This window comes from Pseudomonas sp. FJ2-5-13, from assembly GCF_029201605.1.
Classification (GTDB): Bacteria; Pseudomonadota; Gammaproteobacteria; order Pseudomonadales; family Pseudomonadaceae; genus Aquipseudomonas; species Aquipseudomonas lactis.
The window spans coordinates 1,596,053-1,619,415 of record NZ_CP104045.1 but is presented as its reverse complement, the minus strand read 5'-3'; the positions used below and the strand labels follow the sequence as shown (position 1 = coordinate 1,619,415).

Here is a 23,363-nt window from a genome sequence, read left to right as displayed (position 1 = left end):
GCCGGCCAGCCGTCATCGGACCGACATGGGCTCTCGTTTTCCAGGCGTATGCCTACCTGTCATAAAGCTCGTGCAGAGTGATTTGCGCGCACTACCCGCTTGCCAGGAGTCTTACGACATGAGGCCAGAAATCGCTGTGCTGGATATACAGGGTCAGTATCGGGTGTACACGGAGTTCTATCGCGCGGACGCAGCGGCAAAGACCATTGTCTTGGTCAACGGCTCCATGGCGACCACGGCGTCCTTCGCTCAAACCGTGAAAAGCCTGTACCCACAATTCAATGTGGTGTTGTACGACCAGCCCTATGCTGGCCGTTCCAAAATCCACAACCGTCATGAGCACATGCTGACCAAGGAAGTCGAGGGCCAGATCCTCCTGGAACTGCTCGACCACTTCGCCGCCGAACACGTGTTGTCCTTCTCCTGGGGCGGCGCCGCCACGTTGGTCGCCCTTGCACACCGACCCCGTCGCGTGGAAAAAGCCGTGATCAGCTCATTCTCGCCAGTGATCAATGCGCCCATGCGTGACTACCTGGAACGGGGCGTCGACTACCTGGGCAACCTCGACCGCGACCGTGTCGGCCACCTGGTCAACAGCACCATCGGCAAGCACCTGCCGTCGCTGTTCAAACGCTTCAACTACCGCCATGTCAGCAGCCTGGCCGCACACGAATATGGGCAGATGCATTTTCACATCAGCCACGTGCTCAACAGCGACCGGCAGTGCTACCTCAAGGCCGCCAGACAGATCGACATTCCGGTGCTGTTCTTGAACGGCGAATGGGACGAATACACCAGTGCAGACGACGCCAAGCTGTTTGGCCAGCATGTGGCCAAGAGCAGCTTCAGCACCATTCAGGCGACAGGACACTTCCTGGACATGGAACATAAAGCCGCGTGCCGCGATAGCCGTGAGGCCGTGGTGGGCTTCTTGAAAGGGCAGCGGCCCGCCAGCCCGTTGCGATATAGCCAGGGCCAGGCGCAGCATGCATGGGCGCTTTGAAATCAAGCCTGACACTGTGGCGAGCAAGCTTGCTCGCCACACGCAACTCTCACATTTTTCAAAGAAAAACTTCAAATCCAGCCGAACATCTGGTACAAAGTCAGCCGCTCTGAGCGGGTATAGTTTAGTGGCAAAACGAAAGCTTCCCAAGCTTTAGTTGAGGGTTCGATTCCCTCTACCCGCTCCACTCAGATTTGCACTTGCGTCAGGAGGGTTCTGGCGCAAGATGCACAAAAAACCGGTCCTTGGTGACCGGTTTTTTTATGCCTTGGATTCGGTCTTCAGCGTTCCTAGCCTGATGGCGTGAAGTACCTTGCAATACCTCCAAGCGGCATCATTTCCGCGTGCCCATACACTTCAACACCTATCGAAATCTCGAACATCACCCGTTGGTAGGTAGAGTGTTGATAATTTTATAGCTGTGGGTATAGTCACCACCAAAACCCACCAGAAGGAGGGCAAGAACATGCTTTACCCCATTGCAATATCAACCGGCGACGCGGACCACGCCTGGGGCGTGGAAGTCCCGGATATTCCTGGCTGTTATTCGGCCGGCGAGGACCTGGATGACGCCATGGCCATGGCCCGCGAAGCCATCGAAGGGCACTTCGAGATCCTCGCAGAAGATGGCGCGCCGATCCCCAGCGCGCAGAAAGTCACCGTGCATGCCGCCAACCCTCAGTATGCCGGTTGCACGTGGGCTGTGGTGGACATCGACGTGACCAAATACCTGGGCAAAGCTCAAAAGCTCAACATCACCCTGCCCGGCTATCTGTTGAATCGCATCGATGAGTACGTGTTGAATCATCCACAGGAAAAAAGCCGCTCGGGATTCCTGGCGTCCGCAGCGCTCAAGGTATTGCAACAGGAGCGGTAGTTACGCCTAAGCAAAATCTTACGGCAAGGACGGCAACACCTCGCGATGATGTAGGCTCATCGGCCAAGAGTTCGGACACATGGCAATGCTGGACACCCAAAAAAACACACCCAAGATCATCCTGCGCCAAGTCGTCGGCTGGGTGTTGGTGTTGCCACTGCTGGCCTCGTTTGCAAGGCTGCCCTTTCCTCTCGGATTACTCTTGGAAATAGGCGTGATTGTCGCGTCGGCTTACGGGGTGAAACTGGCCTGGCGTCACGCGACCCGACGCGTGGCAGTATTGGCTTTGATTATCACCCTGCTCAATATCATTTCTGCGTTCATGCTAAGCACAGCATCTGTGCTCAAGGCGCTCTACATAATCTCGTGGCTTTACTGGTCCCCCTACTACGCCGATTGGGTTTACTGGAATTTCTAGACGAGCGCAAAATTTGACCGCAAGAAACGTAGTTTCCAGGCACTCTGATGGAACTACAGTGACGTCGTCCCCCTTCACGCCCCTTCAAGGAGCCTGCCGATGACTTACCACTACAAGCTCATGCCTTCCCCTGTCGGTGAACTCACCCTGGTGGCGCGCGATGGCAAACTCAGCGCAATTCTCTGGGAAGTAGAACGCGCCAACCGCGTACGCCTGGGTGAATTGATCGAGGCCCACGACAGCCCGGTGCTTTTGGAAACCGAACGCCAACTGCAGGAATACTTTGCCGGAACGCGTAACCAGTTCGAACTGGCACTGGACTTCACCGGCACCGACTTTCAGAAACAGGTCTGGCAGGCACTGCTGACCATCCCCTTCGGCGAAACCCGCAGCTATAGCCAGATCGCCCAGCAGATCGGCAACCCCAAAGCCGTGCGCGCTGTCGGCGCCGCAAATGGGCGTAACCCGATCTCAATCATTGCGCCCTGCCACCGGGTGATTGGTGCTTCTGGCGGCTTGACCGGCTTCGCGGGCGGGCTGGCGGCCAAGCAGTATTTACTGGCGCTGGAGGGCACCGGTCAAGGTGAACTGGCGTTATAGGCCGCGTCCAGAACGGGCCTGAACTCGGCATAAAAAACGGCGGCTGGATCCTCTCCAACCGCCGTTTTTCATATAAGGCAGGTCTCAGCCGTCGCCTTGATGGCCCTTGCCATAGGTCGAGGCCAGGGCGCGGGCTTTTTGCAGGCGCTCTTCAAGCTTGGGCAGCGTCTCATCCACCAGTGCCTTTATCTCCGGCACATCCGACGCGGCGCCCTCTTTCTGGAACAAGGCGATGGCGTCTTCGTTCTCCTTGACCTGCTGCGCGGTATAGGCAGCGTCAAAGGAATCGCCGTCCTTGAGTTCTGGCATCAGGGTTTCGGCTTTATCGACGATCTTCTCTCGCGGGGCCACTGGCAAATCCAGCTTCTTGGCGATCGCCGCCAAGTGCTGGTTGGCCAGGGTGCGCTCGTTGATGACCTCGATGGTGTAGTCCTTGATTTCCTGGGATGAGGTCTTGGCGTGGGCCATGCGACTGGTTTCGATATCGGCCATGCCTTTGGCCGAAGCCTGCTCGATGAATTCTGCAGGCGACTGGGCGAAAGCATTGCTGGCGCCGAGGCCCAGCAGCATCGCGAAACTGGCGGTGCGTAACCGGATAGCCATGCGGCTCATGATGGGTTCCTCCAGGGCAAAAATAGGTGCGGGGGCATACACCCCGCCCTGAATTCGAATTTTCAGGGCGGCAAAGGTTTAGAAAAAACTTCCCCGTGCGACGAACGGTCGTCGCCGCCTCAGGCAGCCTTGCTGCCGAACAGGCCCGGTAATGCGTGCGCCAGGGCATTGAGGGCGAAGCCGATAAACATCACGCCGCAGAGCTTGGTAATCAGAATTTCATGGCGTTGATACAGCGTGCGCACCCGCTGGGCACCCACCACGCCGATCAGGATTGCGTAGGCCAGCAAGCCACCGATAAAGCTCAGCAGAATCAAGGTCGGCAGCATCGACCAGGTCAACAGCTCGGCCCGGCTGGACAGCAACGCAGTGAAGGTCGCTACGGCCACCGGATAGGCCTTGGGGTTGGTCAAGCCAAACAGAATACCGTGCCAGAACGGGTGCCGCGCGGCGCCCTGAGGGGCATCGCTGCTGCGGCGTTGGGTACGGATCGCACGCCAGCCCAGCCAGAACAGATACGCCCCGCTGATTACGCCGAGCACCTCAAAGGCACTGCTGCCGACTTCCCGCGCACCGACGATGGCAATCAGCGCCGTGCTGCACCACACCACATCCCCGAGCAAATGCCCGCACAAAAAACCCGCCCCTGCACGCCGGCCACGGGCCGCACCAATGCCGAATACAGCCAGGACACCGGGGCCAGGGGTAATGCCGTAGATAAAACCCGAAGCCAGCACGGCAAGCAGCAAGGATGGGGTCATGGATAGACGCTCCGACAGACGCTAAAAGGTGATTGATTCTGCATGCTTCACCGCGACGGGTACAACTTCATTCCAGCATAGGGCTTGGCACGACAGGCTTGCAGGCGCGAGGCCAAATCGCCGACATGGGCCTCCAGCTTGTGGCCGTCGGGATCGAGGAAATAAAACGATGCGCCTTCGCTGCGGTTGTCTCGCCACTCCTGTACGCCCGCGGCGCGCAGGCGCTCGACCAAGGCGGTGAAATCAGCAGCATCGACAGTGAAGGCATAGTGGGTGTAATCCACTGCCGCAGCGGTCGAACGCAACGGGTCCAGCGACAGGCACAGCCAAAGCCCAGGCAGTGAGAGGTAGGCACCGTTGTCCCAGGTTGCGTCCAACTGCAGGCGCAGCAGGTCGTGATAGAAACTGACGCTGCACGGTACATCGGTGACGGCCAGGGTCAGGTGGTTGAAACCGCTGAGCATGTAGGTTTTCTCGCGTTATCGTTGGTCTGCGGACAATACACCCACCACCCGGCCAATCAACCACTGCAACCCCGCATCCCCACCCCGCCGCGTATGCCAGGCCAGCTCAAAGGCAAACGAAGGGATATGAAACGGCGGTGGCACGGCCAGCAATTGCCGAGCGTCGATATTCAGTAAACCCCGAGACGACACCGTCAGAATCAAATCCGTGCCCTGGATCAACTGCGGCGCCACACCCCAATGCGGCAGGCTGATCGCCACATGGCGGCGTTCACGAATGGCCGTCAGTGCCCGTTCGATTTCCGGCGTGCCGCTGCCGCGCATCTCCAGCAGTACATGGGGGCGCGACAGGTAGGCCGGCAGGTCCAGCACCCCACTGGGCGCAAGACTGTCGCGGTCGACCAGGCAGGTGTAATGCTCTTCGAACAGCGGCGTAGTGCGCAGTTCGGCGGGCATGTCGGGGAATACACCCGCCGCCAGGTCGAGGTCGCCGTTGAGCACACCGTCGACCATGCCTTCGCGGCTGGCCTGGATGATCTGCAAGTCGATAGCGGGCGCTTCCTGGCGTAGGACGCGAACCAGGCGGGGCAGGAATATCGCTGCGCTGTAGTCAGACATCGCCACGCGAAAGCGGCGCTTGGCAGAAGTGGGATCAAAACGATTCGGTGCCAATAAGGCCTGCACCTGCGCCAGGGTTTCGGCTAAGGGCACCGCCAACTCCAGGGCGCGCGCGGTTGGCACCAGTGTGCCGCCCTGACGCATCAGCAGCGGGTCGCCCAGCATATCGCGCAGCCGCGCCAACGCATGGCTGACCGCCGGTTGGCTCAGGTGCAGGCGCTCGGCGGCGCGGGTGACGTGTTGCTCGCTGAGCAAGGCGTCGAGGATCACCAGCAGGTTAAGGTCGATGCGACGCAGATCATTCATAAGCTGCATGCCCGGCATAAGAATTTGGAATTTAAATTTGCGCGACGAATAACCTAGAGTCCAGCAAAACTTCTGGGAGCGTCGAAATGACTGTGTTGCATTGGGTAGGTTTGTTGGCGCTGGCGGTGTTCGCCGGTGCAGTGGTGCCGTTTCAAAGTGCGATCAACGCCAACCTCGGGCGCGGGCTCGGCCATCCTTTGTGGGCCACCTTGGCGTCGTTGCTGGTAAGCATCATCGTGCTGCTGCCGGTGATTGTGGCGCTGCGTTTGCCTCTGCCGAGCCTGGCCTTTATCAGCAAGGCACCGTTGTGGATGTGGGCCGGCGGTGCCTTTGGGGTGTGTTTCATTTCATTGGCGTTGATGCTGCTGCCCAAGCTCGGCGCATCAGGCTTCATTGCGCTGGCCATGGCCGGGCAGATTCTCGCCTCGTTGCTACTGGACCATTTCGGCCTGTTCGGCCTGGTGGAACGCCAACTGACAACCTCGCGGGTACTGGGCGCATTGCTGCTGATCGGCGGCGTGGCATTGATTCAGTTCAGCGGCGCTCAGCCGCCAGGCGATTGATCTGCGCCTGCTCCACCACCGGCTGCGGCGCGCCCTGACTGGCCGCCTGCAACATCGCACGGCCGACCGTCTCGGTGCTCACCACCCAGTCCGGCTTTAGTCGCCGCACAAACGAAAGCACCGGCCCGAGCACGCTGTAGAAAGATTGATACAACGGCGTCTTCGAACGTACGCCGTGCAACGGCTGGATGATCCCCGGACGGAACAGATACACCGCCTTGAACGGCAAGCGCAGCAAGGCATTTTCGGTCTTGCCCTTGACCCGCGCCCACATCGACTTGCCGGCTTCAGAACTGTCCGTACCGGCGCCGGACACATAAATAAAGGTCATCTGCGGATTGAGCCGCGCCAGAGTGCTGGCCGCCACGAGGGTCAGATCATAGGTGAGGTGGGTATAGCGCGCTTCCTTCATGCCCGCCGACGAAACACCCAGGCAGAAGAAGCACGCATCAAAACCTTGCAGCAGGTTTTCCAGGGGTTGGAAATCCAGCATGTCGCTGTGCAACACCTGATGCAGCTTGCCGTGCTCCTGGGTCAAGGGCGTGCGGCCCACGGCCACCACTTCCTGCACATCGGCCGCCAGCAGGCACTCGCGCAGCACACCCTGGCCCACCATGCCGGTGGCGCCGAATAACAGAACTCTCATGAAAGGACCTCAGCGGCACGCCGCACGCTTGATGCTCGAATGCATTAGGCGTGTAGCTTAACCCGTGCCGCTGAAGGCTGCCCTTATCAAAACATAGGTATCTACACAACTTTGTAAGCTGTCGCAGCCGACGGTAACCACGATGCGAAGCGAGTCGCTCTTGATCTTGATCTGCTTTTGATCTTAGGCGCCCCGTCAAACCACGCTGGCCGGAATTCGACAGGGATTTGGGGGGTAAACCGGCAGGGATGCCGGTTTAGCCGCCCCGCGCCATGGATGGCGCGTGGCGGCGGCCCCCCAAATCACTGGCGGATTACGGGCACACCGAGCCTAAGCGAGGTGCCGAGTGGTGGGGCAAGAGCCCTTTTGGTTACTTTTGGGGCTCTTTTCCAAAAGTGACCCGCTGTCAGAGCGGAACCCTAAGTGGCCGTTACCGAAGCAATGGATATGTACCCAATCCAACTGTGTTGACTGCCAGGCCGCCTTCGCGAGCAAGCCCGCTCCCACAGTCGGATTGCGGGGTGTCAGGTAGATTGGTGTTGACTGTCAGGCCGCCATCGCAGGCAAGCCAGCTCCCACAGTTTGATCGCGGGGCGGCAGGTAGATAAGCGTCGGCTGTCAGGGCGTCACGGGAGCAAGCCCAGCATCGCGCCAACATTGTGTAGGTACCTATGCCTATCAAAAAGCGCTCCGAAAGATCTCCTCAATCTGACGCTGATCCGCCCGCCGAGGGTTGGTAAGCCCGCAGGCATCCTTCAGCGCATTGCTGGCCAGCAACGGAATGTCCTGCAACTTAGCGCCAAGCTCACGCAAACCAGCAGGAATTTCCACGTCCTGGGACAACCTACGAATCGCCGCAATCGCGGCCTGGGCGCCCTCTTCTACGGTGATGCCCTTGATATCCGCACCAAGGGCCCGGCCCACGTCGCTCAGGCGTTTGGCGCAGACGCTGGCGTTGAAGCTTTGTACATGGGGCAATAGCACCGCGTTGCACACACCGTGGGGCAGGTCGTACAAGCCGCCCAATTGGTGGGCCATGGCATGCACAAACCCCAGCGACGCATTGTTGAAGGCCATGCCGGCGAGGAATTGTGCGTAAGCCATGTTCTCCCGTGCAGCCTTGTCAGTGCCGTCGCGGACCGCCAGGCGCAGGTTGGCGCTGATCAATTCGATGGCCTTGATCGCGCAGGCGTCGGTGATCGGTGTCGCAGCGGTGGACACGTAGGCTTCGATGGCGTGGGTCAGCGCATCCATGCCCGTGGCGGCGGTGAGGCCCTTGGGCATGCCGACCATCAGGGCCGGGTCGTTGACCGACAGCAACGGCGTGACGTTGCGATCGACGATGGCCATTTTTACGTGGCGACTTTCGTCGGTGATGATGCAAAAACGCGTCATCTCGCTGGCCGTGCCAGCGGTGGTATTGATGGCCACCAGCGGCAATTGTGGCTTGCTCGATTGGTCGACGCCTTCATAGTCGCCGATGCGCCCGCCGTTGGTAGCGCACAGGGCGATGCCCTTGGCGCAGTCATGGGGCGAACCGCCGCCCAGGGACACGACGAAATCGCAGGCGCTCTGTTGCAGCAGCGCCAGGCCTTTTTCGACGTTTTCCACGCTGGGGTTGGGCTTGGCGCCGTCGTAGATCACCGAGTCGATATCCTGCATCGCCAGCTTCTCGGCGATCATGCCAGCCACACCAGCTTTGGCCAGGCCAACGTCGGTGACGATCAACGCCTTGCCGAAGCCGTAGTTGCGAATGGCGGTCATCGCTTCGTCGAGGCAATCGATGCCCATGATGTTGACGGCGGGGATGAAAAACGTGCTGCTCATGGTCAATCCTCAAAGGCTTTATGCCGACAGAATCAACCTGTACCGCGTGGCGCATCTTGATCAGGATCAATGCCGGCTCGTGATAAAGTCACCCCCCAGCCGATTTCGAGTAGACCCGCCGCAATGAAGGATTTCCAGGATATTGACGCCCACCTTGAAGACTGGAGTGCCCTGCGCGCTGCCGTCGACTTCAGCGGGATTCTGATCGGTAACGGCGCCAGCCGCACGATTTGGGAAGACTTCGCCTACGACTCGCTGTTCGAAAACGCCCGTACCGTCGAAGAAAAGCCCCTGAGCCCCTCCGAACTCAGCGTGTTCGACGCGTTGCAAACCCGCAGTTTCGAGCAAGCCCTGGGCGCCTTGAAAACCACCAGCCGGGTCAACAAGGCCCTGGCGGTCAGTTCGGCGGCGCCGCGTAACCGCTACTACGCGATCAAGGAAGCGTTGATTAACACCATCCATACCGTGCACATTCCCTGGCGCCTGGTGCAGCCGTCGACGCTGGCGACGATCCACGCAGAATTGGCCACCTACGCCACCGTCTTCACCAGTAACTACGACTTGCTCAACTACTGGGCGACCCTGCACGCACCGGGCATCGACGACCTGTTTCGCAGCGCCGACTCAAGCTTCGACCTGCGCAATACGCACACCGACGCCACCCGCATCCTGTACCTGCACGGCGGCTTGCACCTGGTGCGCAACCTTGACGGCACAGCGCGTAAATTGCCGTCCACTGACAGCACCCTGCTCAGCAGTTTTGCCATCAATAACACGATCAAAACCCTCGACGATGTGCCGCTGTTTGTCAGTGAAGGCAAGGTGCAGGAGAAGCTCAAAAGCATCCGCAGTTCGGATTATCTGTCGTTCTGTTATGAACAGCTGTTGAGCCATGAAGGCGCACTGTGCATCTTCGGCCATGACTTGGGGCTGCAGGATAAACACCTGGTGGATGCTATTGGCCAGGCCAGCATCAGCACCCTGGCGATCTCGGTGTCGGGGCGCAGTGATGGGTTTATTCGCCAGCAGAAGCGGCGGTATTCGGAGTTGTTCGAGGGCAGTGGTGTAACGCTGAAATTCTTTGCGGCGCGTACGCATCCGCTGGGCAATCCGGCACTATCAGTCCCTGTGGAACGCTGATTAAAATGTGGGAGCTGGCTTGCCTGCGATAGCGGCCTGTCTGTTGGCCCATCTGGCACTGATACACCGCTATCGCAGGCAAGCCAGCTCCCACATTGACTGCATTTCAATGAGTAAGAAGGCTCACTCCTCAGCGCTGTGCACCACCACCAGCAACTGCGCCTGCACCTCTCCCACCGAGCGAATCCGGTGGGGTTTCTGCGCGTTGAAATGCAGCGCATCGCCGCGCTCCAGCAGCACGCGCTCGTTCATGAAATCCACTTCCACCTGGCCTTCATGCACGAATAAAAACTCCTCCCCCAGGTGCTCCTTGAAGGTCTTGTCGGTGAACTCCGCCGGCGGGTAGATGATGAACGGCAACAGGCTGCGTTCGCTGACTTGATGGGCCAGCACCGCATAACCCGGCGAGGTGTCGGGCCGCTCATGGCTGCGCACCAGGCTGTAGTTGTCGAGGCTGACGTTGTCTTCGCTGAACAGCTCTTCGACCTTCACGTTCAGTGCCTTGGCCAGTTTCAACGCCGCAGCGATGGACGGCGTATTGAGCCCGCGCTCGACTTTCGACAGGTAACTCTTGGTCATCCCGGATTTTTCGGCCAGGGCCTCCAGGGTTACGCCAAGTTTTTTTCTTAATATTTTCAAGCGGATAGACATTTGCTGCGGTTAATCCATGCAGAAAGCGATGAGACAGGCTTGCCAATGACACAAAGTGTCATATAGCATCTTTAGTGTCATTTGCATTCACCCAACGACCTTGCGAGCAGCGGGCGACCAGCAAATCCGACGTCCATTGAACCACCCAAAGGACACCGATATGGCCAAGACATTAGCACTCCCAAAAGACCAACTGGTCAAGCAAGCACTGAGCCAGATGCAAAACAGCCTGGCAGATAATACGTGGACCGACCGGCAAAAGCTGGCGCTGACCTGCCGAATCCTGTTCGAGTACGGCCACGACTCCGGCCTGGCCGGGCAGATCACCGCACGGGGGCCAACGCCTGGCACCTACTACACCCAGCAACTGGGCCTGGGTTTTGACGAAATCACCGCCAGCAACCTGCTGCTGGTCAACGAAGACTTGGAGGTGCTGGAAGGCCACGGCATTCCCAACCCCGCCAACCGTTTTCACACCTGGGTGTACCGCGGCCGACCGGATGTAAACTGCATCATCCACACCCACCCCACGCACATCGCCGCGCTGTCGATGCTGGAAGTACCGCTGCAGGTGTCGCACATGGACCTTTGCCCGCTGTACGAAGACTGCGCTTTCCTGCAAGCCTGGCCCGGCGTGCCGGTGGGCAATGAAGAAGGGGAAATCATCACCACGGCCCTGGGCGACAAGCGCGCCATCCTGCTCTCGCACCACGGGCAGTTGTCCACGGGGGCCAACATCGAAGAAGCCTGCGTGATTGCGCAGTTGATCGAACGGGCTGCCAAGTTGCAGTTGCTGGCGATGTCTGCGGGCAGCGTCAAACCGATCCTTCCGGAGCTGGGGCGCGAGGCCCATGACTGGATTTCCAAGCCCAAGCGCCACGGCGCCGCGTTCAACTATTACGCCCGGCAAAACCTGCGCAAGCACGCCGATTGCCTGAACTGATTGCCCCCTTTTTCGACCGGAGTTTTCCCCATGTCCAGCCCAACCATTCACGGCATCATCGGCTACACCATCACCCCCTTCAGTGCCGACGGCCAGCGCGTTGACCTCGACGCCCTCGGGCACTCCATCGACCGCTTGATCAACAGCGGCGTCCACGCCATCGCGCCCTTGGGCAGCACGGGCGAAGGCGCTTACCTGAGCGATGCCGAGTGGGATGAAGTCAGCGCCTACAGCATCAAGAAGGTCGCCAAGCGCGTGCCGACCATTGTCAGCGTGTCCGACCTCACCACCGCCAAGGCCGTGCGCCGCGCCCGCTACGCCGAAGAGCACGGCGCCGATGTGGTCATGGTGCTGCCGGCCTCGTACTGGAAACTCAGTGAAGCGGAAATCCTCGCCCACTACGCCGCGATCGGCGACAGCATCGGCGTACCGATCATGCTCTACAACAACCCGGCCACCAGCGGCACCGACATGTCGGTGGAGCTGATCCTGAGGATTCTCAAGCAGGTCGAGAACGTGACCATGGTCAAGGAGAGCACTGGCGACATCCAGCGCATGCACCAGTTGAAACTGCAAAGTGACGTGCCGTTCTACAACGGCTGCAACCCGCTGGCACTGGAAGCCTTCGCGGCTGGTGCCAAAGGCTGGTGCACCGCCGCGCCGAACCTGATCCCGCAACTGAACCTGAGCCTATATCAGGCCGTACTGGCCGATGACTTGAACAAGGCACGCGAGCTGTTCTACCGACAGTTGCCATTGCTGCAATTCATCCTCAAAGGCGGGCTGCCGGCGACGATCAAGGCCGGGTTGCGCTTGACCGGCTTGGAAGTGGGTAACCCACGCCTCCCGGTATTCCCTCTGGGCGAAGCAGGGATCGAGCAACTGAAAACACTTCTGACGTAAACACCCGCCCCCTGTAGGAGCGAGCTTGCTCGCGAAGAACGCCAACGATAACGCAGCCCATCTGGGTGCTCGTGTCGCCTGTTGGTTTTTCGCGAGCGAGCTCGCTCCTACCTCCTACAGTAGATGGCACTTACATAGAGACAAATGACAATAGTTCTCGATATCATTCACGACTTTTCCAAGCCGTGCTTCGTCAAGAAGGATATCCATGTCTCGTCCCCAGCCCGACCCGCCATCGGCCGATGCCTGTCGCGGGTTTTATGCAGACATTCTGTATTTCCTGCGTAAACGCACGGACAACGCCAGCGACGCGGCGGACATGGCCCAGGATGTGTTTACCCAATGGCTGGGCTACCGCGACCGTGCCAAGGTCGAGCAGCCACGGGCGTTTCTGTTCCAGATGGCGCGCAATCTGCTGCGCGATCATTGGCGCAAACAGAAAGTACGGCAAACCGTCCACCCTGATCATGCCGAAATGGCTGCCGAGCCGGTCACTGACGAGCACAACGACCCCATGGCTGCCGCCCTGCGCCTGCAACGCCTGGAGCAGTTGAAAGAAGTCCTCGCCGAACTCTCGCCCCGCCGCCGAGAAGCCCTTATGCTGCACCGCTTCGAAGGCTTGAGCCAGGCGCAGATCGCAGCGCGCATGGGCATCTCCACCAGCATGGTGGAAAAGCACATCGCCTTTGCCTTGTTGCACTGCAAGCGACGCCTTCAACCCGACACCGGCACGGAGCAGCCAGAATGAACCGCCCGAGCGACACAAACGCGCTGGACAGCCAAGCGAGCGATTGCATCGACGCCCAAGCCGCCAGTTGGTTTGCACGCAACCGCAACCAAGTCAGCCGCGCCGACCGTAAAGCCTTTGCCGCCTGGCAAGCGGTGCCCGCGCACGCGCGCGCCTATGCCGAGTTCGAACAGCTGTGGGCCGACCTCGCCCAATTGCAACAACTGAACAAACCGCTGGCACTGCCCCAGCGCAAGCCCAACCTCTGGCGCCCTGCCCTGGCGGTGGCCGCTGCCTTGGTGTGCGCCGTGCTGGCGACCTCGCTCGGCGCGCCGCGCGAGCTGTATCACAGCCAGGTGGCCACCCATGCCAAAGGCATGCGCACGTTGAATCTGCCGGATGGCAGCACCTTGTACGTAAATGCCAATACCCATATCCGCGTGGACTTCAGCGCCCATCAACGGGTGCTGCACCTGGACAAAGGCCAGCTGTACATCGAAGTGGCCGCCGACAAGGAGCGCCCCCTTTACGTGCAAGCCGGCGAGTCGAGCGTACGGGTGGTGGGCACTGCTTTGGATGTGCGCCGCGGGCAGCAGCAATTGGTGGTCAGCGTTGCCCATGGCCAGGTCGCTTTCGCGCCAAATGGCAAAAGCTCCGCCACCCTGCTCGGCGCCCAGCAGCGGGCCTCCTACAACTACGCCAAAGGCACCGTGCAACCGCAAACCCTCAGCGCCGAAGAGGTCGCCGATTGGCGCAGCGGGCACTTGTCATTTCGCAATCGCGAACTGGCCAGCCTGATCGACGAGCTGAGCCTGTACCGCCCGCAGACGTCGTTGCAGGTGAGCAAGGCCGTCGCGCAACTCAAGGTATCGGGCAACCTTGACGTGAATGACCCAGACGCCCTGCTCAACGCCTTGCCCGCGCTGTTGCCGGTGAAAACCGTACTCTCGGCCGATGGCACGATCAGAATCGAGCCGAGCAAATAGACGGCAACCTCACACATGAGAATATTTTGCATTCGCATGTGTGGTTTTTTTTGCCTGCCCCGTCTTCCTCCTGTCTGTGTTTGATACGCACACCTTTTTGGCTATTTAGCCGCTCCGGGGGATTTCATGTTTCGCGCGCCTTGCCACGCTTCGCACCTGTTTCTTCGACCGACACTCATGGCTACGTGCCTGGCCTTGAGCCTCAGCGCCGAGGCCGAGTCGTTCAAGCTGCACCTGCCGGCTCAGCCGTTGGCCACGTCCCTGAGCCAGGTGGCCCAGCAGGCGAAAATCCAGCTGCTGTTCGATGAAACCCTGCTCAAGAACGTGCAGGCGCCGGCGCTTAACGGTGACTACACCCCGGAAGTGGCCATTCGCTCCCTGCTCAAGAACGGTGAACTCATCCTGCTCAAGGTCGGCAGTACCTACGTGGTGCGCCCCGATGCGGGCAAAACCACCAGCGGTGGCGCGATCCAGTTGGACACCCTGAGCGTGATCGGCACCGGCAATGAGGTGAACGCCAGCACCGTCAACCGCTCCACCCTCACCCAGGCCGACATCGACCGCTACCAGTCCAATAACATCCCCAGCCTGTTGCAGACCTTGCCCGGTGTCAGCCAGGGCGGCTCGCTGAAACCCGGTGGCCAGACCATCAACATCCGTGGTTTCGGCGATGCCGAAGACGTACCGCTGACCGTTGACGGTGCCACCAAGACGGGCTTTGAGCGTTACCAGCAAGGCACGGTCTTCATCGAGCCCGAGCTGATCAAGCGCATCGAAGTGGAAAAAGGCCCCAACTCGCCGTTCACCGGCAATGGCGGCTTCGGTGGCACGGTCAACATGGTCACCAAGGACGCCCCGGACCTGCTCCAGGACGGCCGCAACAGCGGTGCGATGCTCAAATATGGTTACTCCAGCAACGACCATGAGCAGGTCTACAGCAGTGCCGTGTACGGCCGTACCGACGATGGCCGTTTCGATGCGCTGGCCTACCTGACCCAACGCGACGGCGGCGATATGAAAGTGGCCGCCAAGTTGCCCAACGACAACAATGAGTACCCGATCAACCCCCAGCGCCTGCCCAACAGCGCCCAGGATGTGGACGGCAAGCTGTTCAAGGTCAACGCGCATTTTACCGATGAGCACAGTGTCGGGCTGTCGTACTCACGCTCCCACAGCAACCGCTGGACGCCGTTTTCCGCCGCCAGCTACCCCACGCCGCCCACCCAGTTCAACATTGACCGCTACGGCTATGAAGGCGCGTTGAAGCGTTTTCTCGCCCACCGCGACACGGTCGACACCACCTGGTCGGGCAAGTATGAATACCAGCCGCTGGACAACCCGCTGGTGGACCTGACCATCAAGTACTCCCAGTCCAACACCGAGCAGACCGATGAGCGTGACGCCACGGCGTTTTTCCAGTTGGCCACCGGCGGGCGCAAGATGGACACCGCCTACACCGACAAGCTCCTGGATATCCGTAACGTCAGCCTGTTCGACACCGGCCCTTTGCAGCATGCCGTGACGGTCGGCGGGCAAGTGCGCAAGCACACCCGCGAAACCGAAATGTGGATGCCCGGCGGCGCCTACAACACACCGCGCTACAACTACGGGCACTTCCAGCCGGGTTTCATGCCCCACGGCAAAGTCGATACCAACAGCTTCTTTATCCAGGATGCGGTGACGTTGGGCGACGTGACGATCACACCGTCGCTGCGCTATGACCATGTGCGCAACCGCGGCGAAGGCAACGATGCGCCCTACTACAACAACCCCAACCCAGCAGTGGGTCACGACTACAGCGACCGCACCTACACCGGCTGGTCGCCACGCCTGGCGCTGTTCTGGACCGTGACGCCGAATGTCGGGCTGTTCGCCAACTGGAGCCAGACCTGGCGCGCCCCGGTAATCGACGAACAATACGAAGTGCAGGGCGTGGGCAGCCGCACCGCCACCAGCGTCGACCTGGACCCGGAGCGCATCACCTCGATCACCCTGGGCAACATCACCAGCTTCGACAACCTGATAGCCCAGGACGACAACCTGCAACTGCGCACCACCCTGTTCCACAACAAGGTCGAAGACGAGATCTTCAAGGCCACCGGCGTAGGCTGCCAGAACCAGGCCATCAACGGCGGCAGCATAGCTTCAGCGTGCCCGCCTGGGCCGATGTCCAACTACCGCAATATCGGCAGCCTGACCATCAAGGGTGTCGAGCTTGAGTCGATCTACAACTCCACCTACCTGTTTGGCTCGGTGTCGTTCGCCTATGCCAAGGGCCAGCACCAAGGCGCCTACACCAACCCTTGGGGCCCGGACGTGGCAGCGCGGGACATCCCGCCGACCAAATGGGTGCTGGTACTGGGCACCCACATCCCGGCCTGGGATGCCCAAGTGGGCTGGATGGGCCAATTCATCGGCGCCACCGACCGCCTGCCCAGCGACAAATACTCCGGCGGCCCAGGCTCCAGCATCGGCGATCTGTTCTACGACCAGTACGGCAACAAGCGCTACAACACCCAGGGCCTGTTCGCCAAATGGACACCGCAGCAGGCGTACCTCAAAGGCACCGAGGTGAACTTCACCGTGGACAACCTCTTCAACAAAAACTTCCGCCCAGCCTTGAGCGGCGACCGGGCGTACACCAAAGGGCGTGATGCGAAGATCAGCGTGACGCGGTTCTTCTAACCACGCACGTATTCCAACTGTGGGAGCGGGCTTGCCTGCGATAGCCATGAGTATCTACACAACTGTGCAGTTCGCCGCAGCCACCGGTAACCACGATGCGAAGCGAGTCGCTCTTGATCTTGATCTGCTTTTGATCTCAAGCGCCCCGTCAAACCACGCTGGCCGGAATTCGACAGGGATTTGGGGGGTAAACCGGCAGGGATGCCGGTTTAGCCGCCCCGCGCCAAGGATGGCGCGTGGCGGCGGCCCCCCAAATCACTGGCGGATTACGGGCACACCGAGCCTAAGCGAGGTGCCGAGTGGTGGGGCAAGAGCGTTTTGCTTACTTTTGCGCTTTTCAAAAGTGAGCCGCTGTCAGAGCGGAACCCTAAGTGGCCGTTACCGCAGCAATGGATATGTACACAATCCAACTGTGTCGCCTGTCAGGCCGCCTTCGCGAGCAAGCCCGCTCCCACAATTTGATCGCGGGGCGTCAGATAGATATGGGGCGGTTGGCAGGCCGTCATCGCAGGCAAGCCAGCTCCCACATTTGGATCGCGGGGCGTCAGGTAGATATGCGCTGGCCGCCGGGCCGTCACGGGAGCAAGCTCCCACACGGGACCGCGCCCATTTCAGGCCAGGTAGCCATCCCCGCGCAACAGGGTTTCCAGGCAGTGCTCAGTGATGTGGTAGAACGCCTTGAGCTCCTGGATTTTCACCAATAACTGCGCCTTGTCCACAGGCTCGGCACGTTTGACCGCCAGGATCATCTTGTTCTTGTTGGTGTGTTCCAACGAGATGAACTCGAACACCTTGGTCTCATAGCCACAGGCTTCAAGGAACAACGCACGCAGGCTGTCGGTGACCATTTCCGCCTGCTGGCCCAGGTGCAGGCCGTATTGCAGCATCGGCTTGAGCAGCGCCGGGCTCTGGATCTGCAGGCGAATCTGTTTGTGGCAGCACGGCGAGCACATGATGATCGACGCGCCGGAACGGATGCCGGTGTGGATCGCGTAGTCGGTGGCGATGTCGCAGGCGTGCAAGGCAATCATCACATCCAGCTCACTGGGCGCCACGCTGCGCACGTCGCCACATTTGAACACCAGCCCCGGGTGCTCCAGGCGTGCGGCGGCGCTGTTGCAGAGGGTGACCATGTCTTCACGCAACTCGACACCGGTGACCTCGCCCTCGGCCTTGAGGGTATTGCGCAGGTAATCGTGAATGGCGAAGGTCAGGTAGCCCTTGCCCGAGCCGAAATCGGCGACACGCACCGGGCGGTCGAGCTGCAACGGCGACGACGTCAGCGCATGGCTGAACACTTCGATGAACTTGTTGATCTGCTTCCACTTGCGCGACATCGAAGGGATCAGCGCCTGCTTGGCGTCGGTCACACCCAGGTCGGCGAGGAACGGCCGGCTCAGGTCGAGGAAGCGATTTTTCTCGCGGTTATGCTCAGCCGACGGCGCCTCGCGCAGTTGCTGCGGTTTGCTTTTGAACAGCGAGCTTTTGTTCTTCTTGCTGTATTCCAACTGGGCTTCGTCGGTCAGTGCCAGCAAGTGCGCGTTCTTGAACGAGCTGGGCAACAGCTCGGCAATCGCCGCCACGCCATCGGCCAAGGGAAAGTTCTTGGTGATATCGCGGGTCTTGTAGCGATAGACGAACGACAGGCAAGGCTGCTCCTTGACCACCACCGGCTTGATGATCAGCCGCTGCAGCTCGGCTTCCTCACCGACGTACTTGGCCAGCACCAGCTTGATAAACGCGTTCTGCGCCAGGCTTGCGCTCAACAGTTCGATGAACTGGGCATGATGATCCGGCGCAGGGCGGGCAGGTTGAGCGGTGACGGACATGAACAAAAACGCCTCGGGTAAAGAATGCCGGGCATTTTAGGCGGGATGGGGGTTGAGGGCACGGGGTTATTTGATCAACGGTCATTGGATTGGACAACGCCGAACACTAATGTGGGAGCGGGCTTGCTCGCGAATGCGGTGTGTCAGTCAATATAATAGAGACTGAAGCACCGCATTCGCGAGCAAGCCCGCTCCCACACTTTTCGATCGATGGTGTTCCAGTTATTCGAGTACGACCAGGCGATTGGGCAGTTCGTTGCGGGTTTGGGTAACGGGCACATGCACCTTGAGCAACTCGCCACAGGCTTCAACGCAGGCGATGAACCCGGCCAGCGTCTGCCCCTGTTTAACTTGCTGGGTAAACGCCTGGACAATGGCGTCCCAATTGCTGTCATCCAGGCGCTTGGAAATCCCCTCATCCACCAGGATCTCCACATAACGCTCGGCCTCGCTGACAAAAATCAGCACCCCGGTGCTACCCACCGTGTGGTGCAGGTTCTGCTCCATAAACTGCCGCCGCGCCAGGTTGGATGCACGCCAGTGGCGTACCGAACGCGGGATCAGCCGGGTGGTGACCTTGGGCAAACGAAACACCAGGCACAGCACAATGAACGTCGCCCACTGCGCGACCAGCAAGGTGTACATGGTTAAGTAGCCCGACAGGTAATGCACCACACCCGGCACCACCAACGCGATCAAGCTCGCCCACAGCAACGGAATGTAGGCGTAGTCGTCGGCGCGCGCCGCCAGCACGGTGACCAACTCCGCGTCGGTGGTTTTCTCGACCCGGGCGATCGCTTCGGCGACTTGGCGCTGCTCGTGTTCAGTCAGTAATGCCATGGTTGTAGATGCTCTATTTTCGTTATTGTCATTACCAGCCGCCCGAAGCCCCGCCGCCGCCAAAGCCACCGCCGCCGCCACGGAAACCACCGCCACCGCCGCCCCCACCGCCGCCGCGTCCACTGCTGTTGAGAATCGCCAGCAGGATGGCGCCCACCGGCAAGCCCATGCGGTTGCACAACCACAACACGCCGATCAGCAGAATAAACAGGCCGATGGAAAAGCCGGGATTATCCATGGCGAAGTTGGCATCCGCCACATGAGCCGGCACCGCCAAGGGCTCCCCGCCCACCACCTGGATCATCGCAGCCACGCCATCGCTGATGCCCTGGCTGAAATTGCCGGCCTTGAACTTGGGCAGGATCACCTGGTTGATGATCACCCAGGATTGCGCATCGGTCAGCACGCCTTCCAGGCCATAGCCGACTTCGATGCGCAACTGGCGGTCATCACGGGAGACGATCAACAGCGCGCCGTTGTCCTTGCCCTTCTGGCCAATGCCCCACTGGCGGCCCAATTGATAACCGTAGTCCTCAATGGGCACGCCTTGCAGGTCGGGCACGGTGACCACCACCAGTTGGTCGCCCGAGGTCTGCTCCAGCGCCTGCAATTGCTGGGTCAGTTGCTCGCGCACCGCTGGGTCGATCATCTGCGCGCTGTCCACCACCCGCCCGGTCAGCGCCGGGAAGGTCAGCGCCGCCTGGGCCACGCCCACGCAGGCCAACAGCCACAGCGCCAGGCCTATCCGTAATAAACGCATCGACACCTCAGTGCAGCCTTATTTGAACTTCACTTGCGGCGCTTTATCGGCATCGGCGCTGGTGGCTTCAAACGTGGCGCGGATCGGCAAGTCGCTGTACATCACGCTGTGCCACAGGCGGCCCGGGAAGGTGCGGATCTCGGTGTTGTAAGCCTGTACGGCCTGGATAAAGTCACGGCGAGACACAGCGATACGGTTCTCGGTGCCCTCAAGTTGCGATTGCAAGGCCAGGAAGTTCTGGTTGGCCTTCAGGTCCGGGTAACGCTCGGACACCACCATCAAACGGCTGAGTGCGCCGCTCAGGCCATCCTGGGCTTGCTGGAACTGCTTGAGTTTCTCGGGGTTGTCCAGGGTGCTGGCATCCACCTGGATCGAGGTGGCCTTGGCCCGCGCTTCAATCACCGCGGTGAGGGTTTCCTGTTCGTGGGCGGCATACGCCTTCACCGTTTCCACCAGGTTGGGGATCAGGTCGGCACGGCGCTGGTACTGGTTCTGCACCTGGCCCCAGGCGGCCTTGGCCTGTTCGTCCAGGGTCGGGATGTTGTTGATGCCGCAACCGCTCAGCACGCTGCTGATCAGTAACAGCGCCGCAGCCTTGAAGCCCCAGCGATAAGTGTGTGCTGCTTGCATGGTGTTTCTCCTGCCCGATCTGATGGAATGTGACGACTAACCCTATAAACCACGCGCTTGGGGCATAATCCGCCACCACTGGAATGCTTCGAGCCAATCAGCTACAAAGATGCCCAGCGCGAAAAAGAGTTCAGAGTGTGCTGCATTTATCTGAACAACACCCGAACAACAATAGACGTTCCCCACATTTTGGCCGACAGCATCGCTTTGAATGCTGCGCAGTAGCCGAAAAAGGATATTCATGAAAAAGCTGTGTTTGCTCGGCCTTGTTGCAACGCTGGCCACCCACCCCGTCTGGGCAGAAACAAAGCCTGCTGCGCTTAACGACAAGGACGCCTTTGTCAGCGACCTGCTCAAGCAAATGACCCTGGATGAGAAGATCGGCCAATTGCGCCTGATCAGCATCGGCCCGGAAATGCCCCGCGAGCTGATCCGCAAGGAAATCGCCGCCGGCCGCATCGGTGGCACGTTCAACTCCATCACCCGCCCGGAAAACCGTCCGATGCAGGACGCGGCCATGCGCAGCCGCTTGAAGATCCCCATGTTCTTCGCCTATGACGTGATCCACGGCCACCGCACCATTTTCCCGATCAGCCTGGCCCTGGCCTCCAGCTGGGACATGGACGCCATTGGCCGCTCCGGGCGCATCGCCGCCCAGGAAGCCGCCGCCGACAGCCTCGACATCACCTTTGCGCCCATGGTCGATATCTCCCGCGACCCACGCTGGGGCCGCACCTCCGAAGGTTTCGGTGAAGATACCTACCTGGTGTCACGCATTGCCGAAGTGATGGTCAAGGCGTTCCAGGGCACCAGCCCCGCGAATGCCGACAGCCTCATGGCCAGCGTCAAGCACTTTGCCCTCTATGGCGCGGTGGAAGGCGGGCGCGACTACAACGTGGTCGACATGAGCCCGGTCAAGATGTACCAGGACTACCTGCCGCCCTACCACGCAGCGATCAAGGCTGGCTCCGGCGGCGTGATGGTGGCACTCAACTCGATCAACGGCGTGCCTGCCACGGCCAACACCTGGCTGATGAACGACCTGCTGCGCAAGGACTGGGGCTTCAAGGGCCTGACCGTGAGCGATCACGGCGCGATCTTCGAGCTGATCAAGCACGGCGTGGCCAAGGACGGGCGTGAAGCCGCCAAGCTCGCGATCAAGGCCGGCATCGACATGAGCATGAACGACTCGCTGTACGGCAAGGAACTGCCTGGGTTGCTCAAGTCCGGCGAAATCCAGCAGAGCGACATCGATAACGCCGTGCGCGAAGTGCTTGGCGCCAAGTACGACATGGGCCTGTTCAAGGACCCGTACCTGCGCATCGGCAAGGCCGAGGATGACCCGGTCGACACCTACGCCGACAGCCGCCTGCACCGGGCCGAGGCCCGCGACATTGCGCGCCGCAGCCTGGTGTTGCTGAAAAACCACAACGACACCCTGCCGCTGAAAAAATCCGCGACCATTGCCCTGGTCGGCCCGCTGGCCAAGGCGCCTATCGACATGATGGGCAGTTGGGCTGCTGCCGGCCGGCCTGCGCAATCGGTGACCCTGCTCGACGGCATGAACGCCGTGATCGGCGAAAAAGGCAAAGTGCTCTATGCCCGTGGCGCCAACATCACCGGCGACAAAGCGGTGCTCGACTACCTCAACTTCCTCAACTTCGACGCCCCGGAAGTGGTGGATGACCCGCGCCCTGCCCAAGTGCTGATTGACGAAGCGGTGAAGGCGGCGAACAACGCCGACGTTATCGTCGCGGCGGTGGGCGAGTCCCGTGGCATGTCCCACGAATCATCGAGCCGCACCGACCTGAACATCCCGCAAAGCCAGCGCGACTTGATCAAGGCCCTCAAAGCCACCGGCAAACCGCTGGTGCTGGTGCTGATGAATGGCCGTCCGCTGTCGATTCTGGAAGAAAACCAACAGGCCGATGCGATCCTGGAAACCTGGTTCGCAGGTACCGAAGGTGGCAACGCCATTGCCGACGTGCTGTTCGGCGACTACAACCCATCGGGCAAGCTGCCGATCACCGTCCCTCGCTCCGTTGGGCAGATTCCAACCTATTACAACCACCTGACCATCGGCCGGCCATTCACCCCAGGCAAGCCGGGCAACTACACCTCGCAGTACTTCGATGACACCACAGGCCCCCTGTTTCCGTTTGGCTATGGCCTGAGCTACACCACGTTCAGCCTGTCGGACATGGCACTGTCGTCCACCACCCTGAACAAGACCGGCAAGCTCGACGCCAGCGTCACCGTGAAGAACACCGGCAAGGTAGACGGCGAAACGGTTGTGCAGTTGTATATCCAGGACGTGGCCGGCTCGATGATCCGCCCGATCAAGGAGCTGAAGAACTTCCAGAAGGTCATGCTCAAGGCCGGCGAAGCGCGCACGCTGCACTTCACCATTACCGAGGACGACCTGAAGTTCTACAACAGCCAGCTCAAGTACGCGGCCGAACCGGGTGAGTTCAATGTGCAGATCGGGTTGGATTCCCAGGACGTGCAGCAACAAACCTTCGAACTGCTCTGATCTGAAGCTGTAAACACGGCCTGGGTGGGAGCTGGCTTTTG

At 60.3% G+C, this 23,363-nt stretch carries 23 protein-coding genes and 1 tRNA gene; 13 read left to right on the top strand and 11 right to left on the bottom strand.

The features are described from left to right. Positions 1-118 precede the first annotated feature (118 nt). The 5 genes from N2A98_RS07220 (at position 119) to N2A98_RS07200 (ending at position 2,898) form a co-directional block, all read left to right on the top strand. A complete protein-coding gene (locus N2A98_RS07220; RefSeq protein WP_032893003.1) occupies positions 119-1,003 on the top strand; it encodes an alpha/beta hydrolase in 885 nt (294 codons plus the stop codon). A gap of 113 nt (positions 1,004-1,116) precedes the next feature. Beyond that, positions 1,117-1,190 (top strand) — tRNA-Gly (locus tag N2A98_RS07215). A gap of 279 nt (positions 1,191-1,469) precedes the next feature. Further along, positions 1,470-1,880: a type II toxin-antitoxin system HicB family antitoxin gene (locus N2A98_RS07210; protein ID WP_069557924.1), complete on the top strand. Its 411-nt coding sequence runs from the start codon at positions 1,470-1,472 to the stop codon at positions 1,878-1,880. Between the two features lie 85 nt (positions 1,881-1,965). Further along, a complete protein-coding gene (locus N2A98_RS07205; protein WP_044272865.1) occupies positions 1,966-2,298 on the top strand; it encodes a hypothetical protein in 333 nt (110 codons plus the stop codon). Positions 2,299-2,397: 99 nt separating this feature from the next. After that, positions 2,398-2,898: a methylated-DNA--[protein]-cysteine S-methyltransferase gene (locus N2A98_RS07200; protein WP_044272744.1), complete on the top strand. Its 501-nt coding sequence runs from the start codon at positions 2,398-2,400 to the stop codon at positions 2,896-2,898. 84 nt (positions 2,899-2,982) lie between these two features. Here the strand turns inward: N2A98_RS07200 and N2A98_RS07195 are convergent, their stop codons facing one another. The 4 genes from N2A98_RS07195 to N2A98_RS07180 all read right to left on the bottom strand — a co-directional run bounded on the left by N2A98_RS07195 (position 2,983) and on the right by N2A98_RS07180 (position 5,677). Then, positions 2,983-3,510: a DUF4142 domain-containing protein gene (locus tag N2A98_RS07195; protein ID WP_003189402.1), complete on the bottom strand. Its 528-nt coding sequence runs from the start codon at positions 3,508-3,510 to the stop codon at positions 2,983-2,985. Between the two features lie 119 nt (positions 3,511-3,629). Beyond that, positions 3,630-4,271, bottom strand: a complete 642-nt coding sequence (locus N2A98_RS07190; RefSeq protein ID WP_044272743.1) for a LysE family translocator — start codon at positions 4,269-4,271, stop codon at positions 3,630-3,632. 47 nt (positions 4,272-4,318) lie between these two features. Then, positions 4,319-4,735 carry a fosfomycin resistance glutathione transferase gene (gene fos / locus N2A98_RS07185; protein WP_078802691.1) on the bottom strand — a complete coding sequence of 139 codons (417 nt, stop codon included), beginning with the start codon at positions 4,733-4,735 and terminating at the stop codon, positions 4,319-4,321. Positions 4,736-4,750: 15 nt separating this feature from the next. After that, positions 4,751-5,677 carry a LysR family transcriptional regulator gene (locus N2A98_RS07180; RefSeq protein ID WP_275623197.1) on the bottom strand — a complete coding sequence of 309 codons (927 nt, stop codon included), beginning with the start codon at positions 5,675-5,677 and terminating at the stop codon, positions 4,751-4,753. Between the two features lie 68 nt (positions 5,678-5,745). Here N2A98_RS07180 and N2A98_RS07175 point away from each other — a divergent pair, with 68 nt between their 5' ends. Beyond that, entirely contained in the window at positions 5,746-6,222 is a 477-nt protein-coding gene (locus tag N2A98_RS07175; protein WP_069557927.1) for a DMT family transporter, read from the top strand. Here N2A98_RS07175 and N2A98_RS07170 read toward each other — a convergent pair. Further along, positions 6,194-6,868: an NAD(P)H-binding protein gene (locus N2A98_RS07170; RefSeq protein WP_034135066.1), complete on the bottom strand. Its 675-nt coding sequence runs from the start codon at positions 6,866-6,868 to the stop codon at positions 6,194-6,196. The genes N2A98_RS07175 and N2A98_RS07170 overlap by 29 nt on opposite strands. Positions 6,869-7,546: 678 nt before the next feature. Next, positions 7,547-8,695 carry an L-threonine dehydrogenase gene (gene yiaY, locus N2A98_RS07165; protein ID WP_032893080.1) on the bottom strand — a complete coding sequence of 383 codons (1,149 nt, stop codon included), beginning with the start codon at positions 8,693-8,695 and terminating at the stop codon, positions 7,547-7,549. Positions 8,696-8,818: 123 nt separating this feature from the next. On the opposite strand from yiaY, the gene N2A98_RS07160 reads away from it, so the two are divergent. Then, positions 8,819-9,835 carry a DUF4917 family protein gene (locus N2A98_RS07160; protein ID WP_275623196.1) on the top strand — a complete coding sequence of 339 codons (1,017 nt, stop codon included), beginning with the start codon at positions 8,819-8,821 and terminating at the stop codon, positions 9,833-9,835. A gap of 123 nt (positions 9,836-9,958) precedes the next feature. Here N2A98_RS07160 and N2A98_RS07155 read toward each other — a convergent pair whose 3' ends face one another. Then, a complete protein-coding gene (locus N2A98_RS07155; protein ID WP_275623195.1) occupies positions 9,959-10,486 on the bottom strand; it encodes an XRE family transcriptional regulator in 528 nt (175 codons plus the stop codon). 160 nt (positions 10,487-10,646) lie between these two features. Here N2A98_RS07155 and N2A98_RS07150 point away from each other — a divergent pair, with 160 nt between their 5' ends. The 5 genes from N2A98_RS07150 to N2A98_RS07130 all read left to right on the top strand — a co-directional run bounded on the left by N2A98_RS07150 (position 10,647) and on the right by N2A98_RS07130 (position 16,730). After that, the gene (locus tag N2A98_RS07150) at positions 10,647-11,429 is read left to right on the top strand and encodes an aldolase (protein ID WP_044272738.1); all 783 of its coding nucleotides are present in this window, start codon (positions 10,647-10,649) and stop codon (positions 11,427-11,429) included. A 30-nt stretch (positions 11,430-11,459) separates the two neighbouring features. After that, positions 11,460-12,332, top strand: coding sequence for a dihydrodipicolinate synthase family protein (locus N2A98_RS07145; RefSeq protein WP_044272736.1), 873 nt, complete (start codon positions 11,460-11,462; stop codon positions 12,330-12,332). A gap of 208 nt (positions 12,333-12,540) precedes the next feature. Continuing rightward, positions 12,541-13,080 (top strand): RNA polymerase sigma factor, encoded by a 540-nt coding sequence (locus tag N2A98_RS07140; RefSeq protein WP_044272734.1) that lies wholly within the window; start codon positions 12,541-12,543, stop codon positions 13,078-13,080. Further along, positions 13,077-14,045 (top strand): FecR domain-containing protein, encoded by a 969-nt coding sequence (locus N2A98_RS07135; RefSeq protein WP_044272732.1) that lies wholly within the window; start codon positions 13,077-13,079, stop codon positions 14,043-14,045. The genes N2A98_RS07140 and N2A98_RS07135 overlap by 4 nt, the downstream gene beginning before the upstream one ends. A 126-nt stretch (positions 14,046-14,171) precedes the next feature. Further along, positions 14,172-16,730: a TonB-dependent receptor gene (locus tag N2A98_RS07130; protein ID WP_275623194.1), complete on the top strand. Its 2,559-nt coding sequence runs from the start codon at positions 14,172-14,174 to the stop codon at positions 16,728-16,730. Between the two features lie 611 nt (positions 16,731-17,341). Here the strand turns inward: N2A98_RS07130 and N2A98_RS07125 are convergent. From N2A98_RS07125 to N2A98_RS07110, 4 genes are all read right to left on the bottom strand, one after another. Continuing rightward, positions 17,342-18,559: an SAM-dependent methyltransferase gene (locus N2A98_RS07125; protein WP_275623193.1), complete on the bottom strand. Its 1,218-nt coding sequence runs from the start codon at positions 18,557-18,559 to the stop codon at positions 17,342-17,344. A 222-nt stretch (positions 18,560-18,781) separates the two neighbouring features. After that, positions 18,782-19,399, bottom strand: a complete 618-nt coding sequence (locus tag N2A98_RS07120; RefSeq protein WP_032893090.1) for a TPM domain-containing protein — start codon at positions 19,397-19,399, stop codon at positions 18,782-18,784. 31 nt (positions 19,400-19,430) lie between these two features. Next, a complete protein-coding gene (locus tag N2A98_RS07115; RefSeq protein WP_032893092.1) occupies positions 19,431-20,159 on the bottom strand; it encodes a TPM domain-containing protein in 729 nt (242 codons plus the stop codon). Between the two features lie 18 nt (positions 20,160-20,177). Next, positions 20,178-20,789: a LemA family protein gene (locus N2A98_RS07110; RefSeq protein WP_014717327.1), complete on the bottom strand. Its 612-nt coding sequence runs from the start codon at positions 20,787-20,789 to the stop codon at positions 20,178-20,180. Between the two features lie 241 nt (positions 20,790-21,030). Here N2A98_RS07110 and bglX point away from each other — a divergent pair, with 241 nt between their 5' ends. Next, complete coding sequence (gene bglX, locus N2A98_RS07105; protein WP_069557999.1) at positions 21,031-23,322, top strand: beta-glucosidase BglX; 2,292 nt, start codon at positions 21,031-21,033, stop codon at positions 23,320-23,322. Positions 23,323-23,363 lie beyond the last annotated feature (41 nt).

Excerpts from the sequence above, each read along its gene's own strand:
- N2A98_RS07170 (WP_034135066.1), bottom strand. The coding sequence starts at position 6,868 with ATGAGAGTTCTGTTATTCGGCGCCACCGGCATGGTGGGCCAGGGTGTG.
- N2A98_RS07145 (WP_044272736.1), top strand. The coding sequence starts at position 11,460 with ATGTCCAGCCCAACCATTCACGGCATCATCGGCTACACCATCACCCCC.
- N2A98_RS07130 (WP_275623194.1), top strand. The coding sequence starts at position 14,172 with ATGTTTCGCGCGCCTTGCCACGCTTCGCACCTGTTTCTTCGACCGACA.
- N2A98_RS07150 (WP_044272738.1), top strand. The coding sequence starts at position 10,647 with ATGGCCAAGACATTAGCACTCCCAAAAGACCAACTGGTCAAGCAAGCA.
- N2A98_RS07210 (WP_069557924.1), top strand. The coding sequence starts at position 1,470 with ATGCTTTACCCCATTGCAATATCAACCGGCGACGCGGACCACGCCTGG.
- N2A98_RS07195 (WP_003189402.1), bottom strand. The coding sequence starts at position 3,510 with ATGAGCCGCATGGCTATCCGGTTACGCACCGCCAGTTTCGCGATGCTG.
- N2A98_RS07125 (WP_275623193.1), bottom strand. The coding sequence starts at position 18,559 with ATGTCCGTCACCGCTCAACCTGCCCGCCCTGCGCCGGATCATCATGCC.
- N2A98_RS07175 (WP_069557927.1), top strand. The coding sequence starts at position 5,746 with ATGACTGTGTTGCATTGGGTAGGTTTGTTGGCGCTGGCGGTGTTCGCC.
- N2A98_RS07160 (WP_275623196.1), top strand. The coding sequence starts at position 8,819 with ATGAAGGATTTCCAGGATATTGACGCCCACCTTGAAGACTGGAGTGCC.
- yiaY (WP_032893080.1), bottom strand. The coding sequence starts at position 8,695 with ATGAGCAGCACGTTTTTCATCCCCGCCGTCAACATCATGGGCATCGAT.
- N2A98_RS07205 (WP_044272865.1), top strand. The coding sequence starts at position 1,966 with ATGCTGGACACCCAAAAAAACACACCCAAGATCATCCTGCGCCAAGTC.
- N2A98_RS07200 (WP_044272744.1), top strand. The coding sequence starts at position 2,398 with ATGACTTACCACTACAAGCTCATGCCTTCCCCTGTCGGTGAACTCACC.
- N2A98_RS07110 (WP_014717327.1), bottom strand. The coding sequence starts at position 20,789 with ATGCAAGCAGCACACACTTATCGCTGGGGCTTCAAGGCTGCGGCGCTG.
- N2A98_RS07180 (WP_275623197.1), bottom strand. The coding sequence starts at position 5,677 with ATGCCGGGCATGCAGCTTATGAATGATCTGCGTCGCATCGACCTTAAC.
- N2A98_RS07220 (WP_032893003.1), top strand. The coding sequence starts at position 119 with ATGAGGCCAGAAATCGCTGTGCTGGATATACAGGGTCAGTATCGGGTG.
- N2A98_RS07190 (WP_044272743.1), bottom strand. The coding sequence starts at position 4,271 with ATGACCCCATCCTTGCTGCTTGCCGTGCTGGCTTCGGGTTTTATCTAC.
- N2A98_RS07140 (WP_044272734.1), top strand. The coding sequence starts at position 12,541 with ATGTCTCGTCCCCAGCCCGACCCGCCATCGGCCGATGCCTGTCGCGGG.
- N2A98_RS07120 (WP_032893090.1), bottom strand. The coding sequence starts at position 19,399 with ATGGCATTACTGACTGAACACGAGCAGCGCCAAGTCGCCGAAGCGATC.
- N2A98_RS07135 (WP_044272732.1), top strand. The coding sequence starts at position 13,077 with ATGAACCGCCCGAGCGACACAAACGCGCTGGACAGCCAAGCGAGCGAT.
- bglX (WP_069557999.1), top strand. The coding sequence starts at position 21,031 with ATGAAAAAGCTGTGTTTGCTCGGCCTTGTTGCAACGCTGGCCACCCAC.
- N2A98_RS07115 (WP_032893092.1), bottom strand. The coding sequence starts at position 20,159 with ATGCGTTTATTACGGATAGGCCTGGCGCTGTGGCTGTTGGCCTGCGTG.
- fos (WP_078802691.1), bottom strand. The coding sequence starts at position 4,735 with ATGCTCAGCGGTTTCAACCACCTGACCCTGGCCGTCACCGATGTACCG.
- N2A98_RS07155 (WP_275623195.1), bottom strand. The coding sequence starts at position 10,486 with ATGTCTATCCGCTTGAAAATATTAAGAAAAAAACTTGGCGTAACCCTG.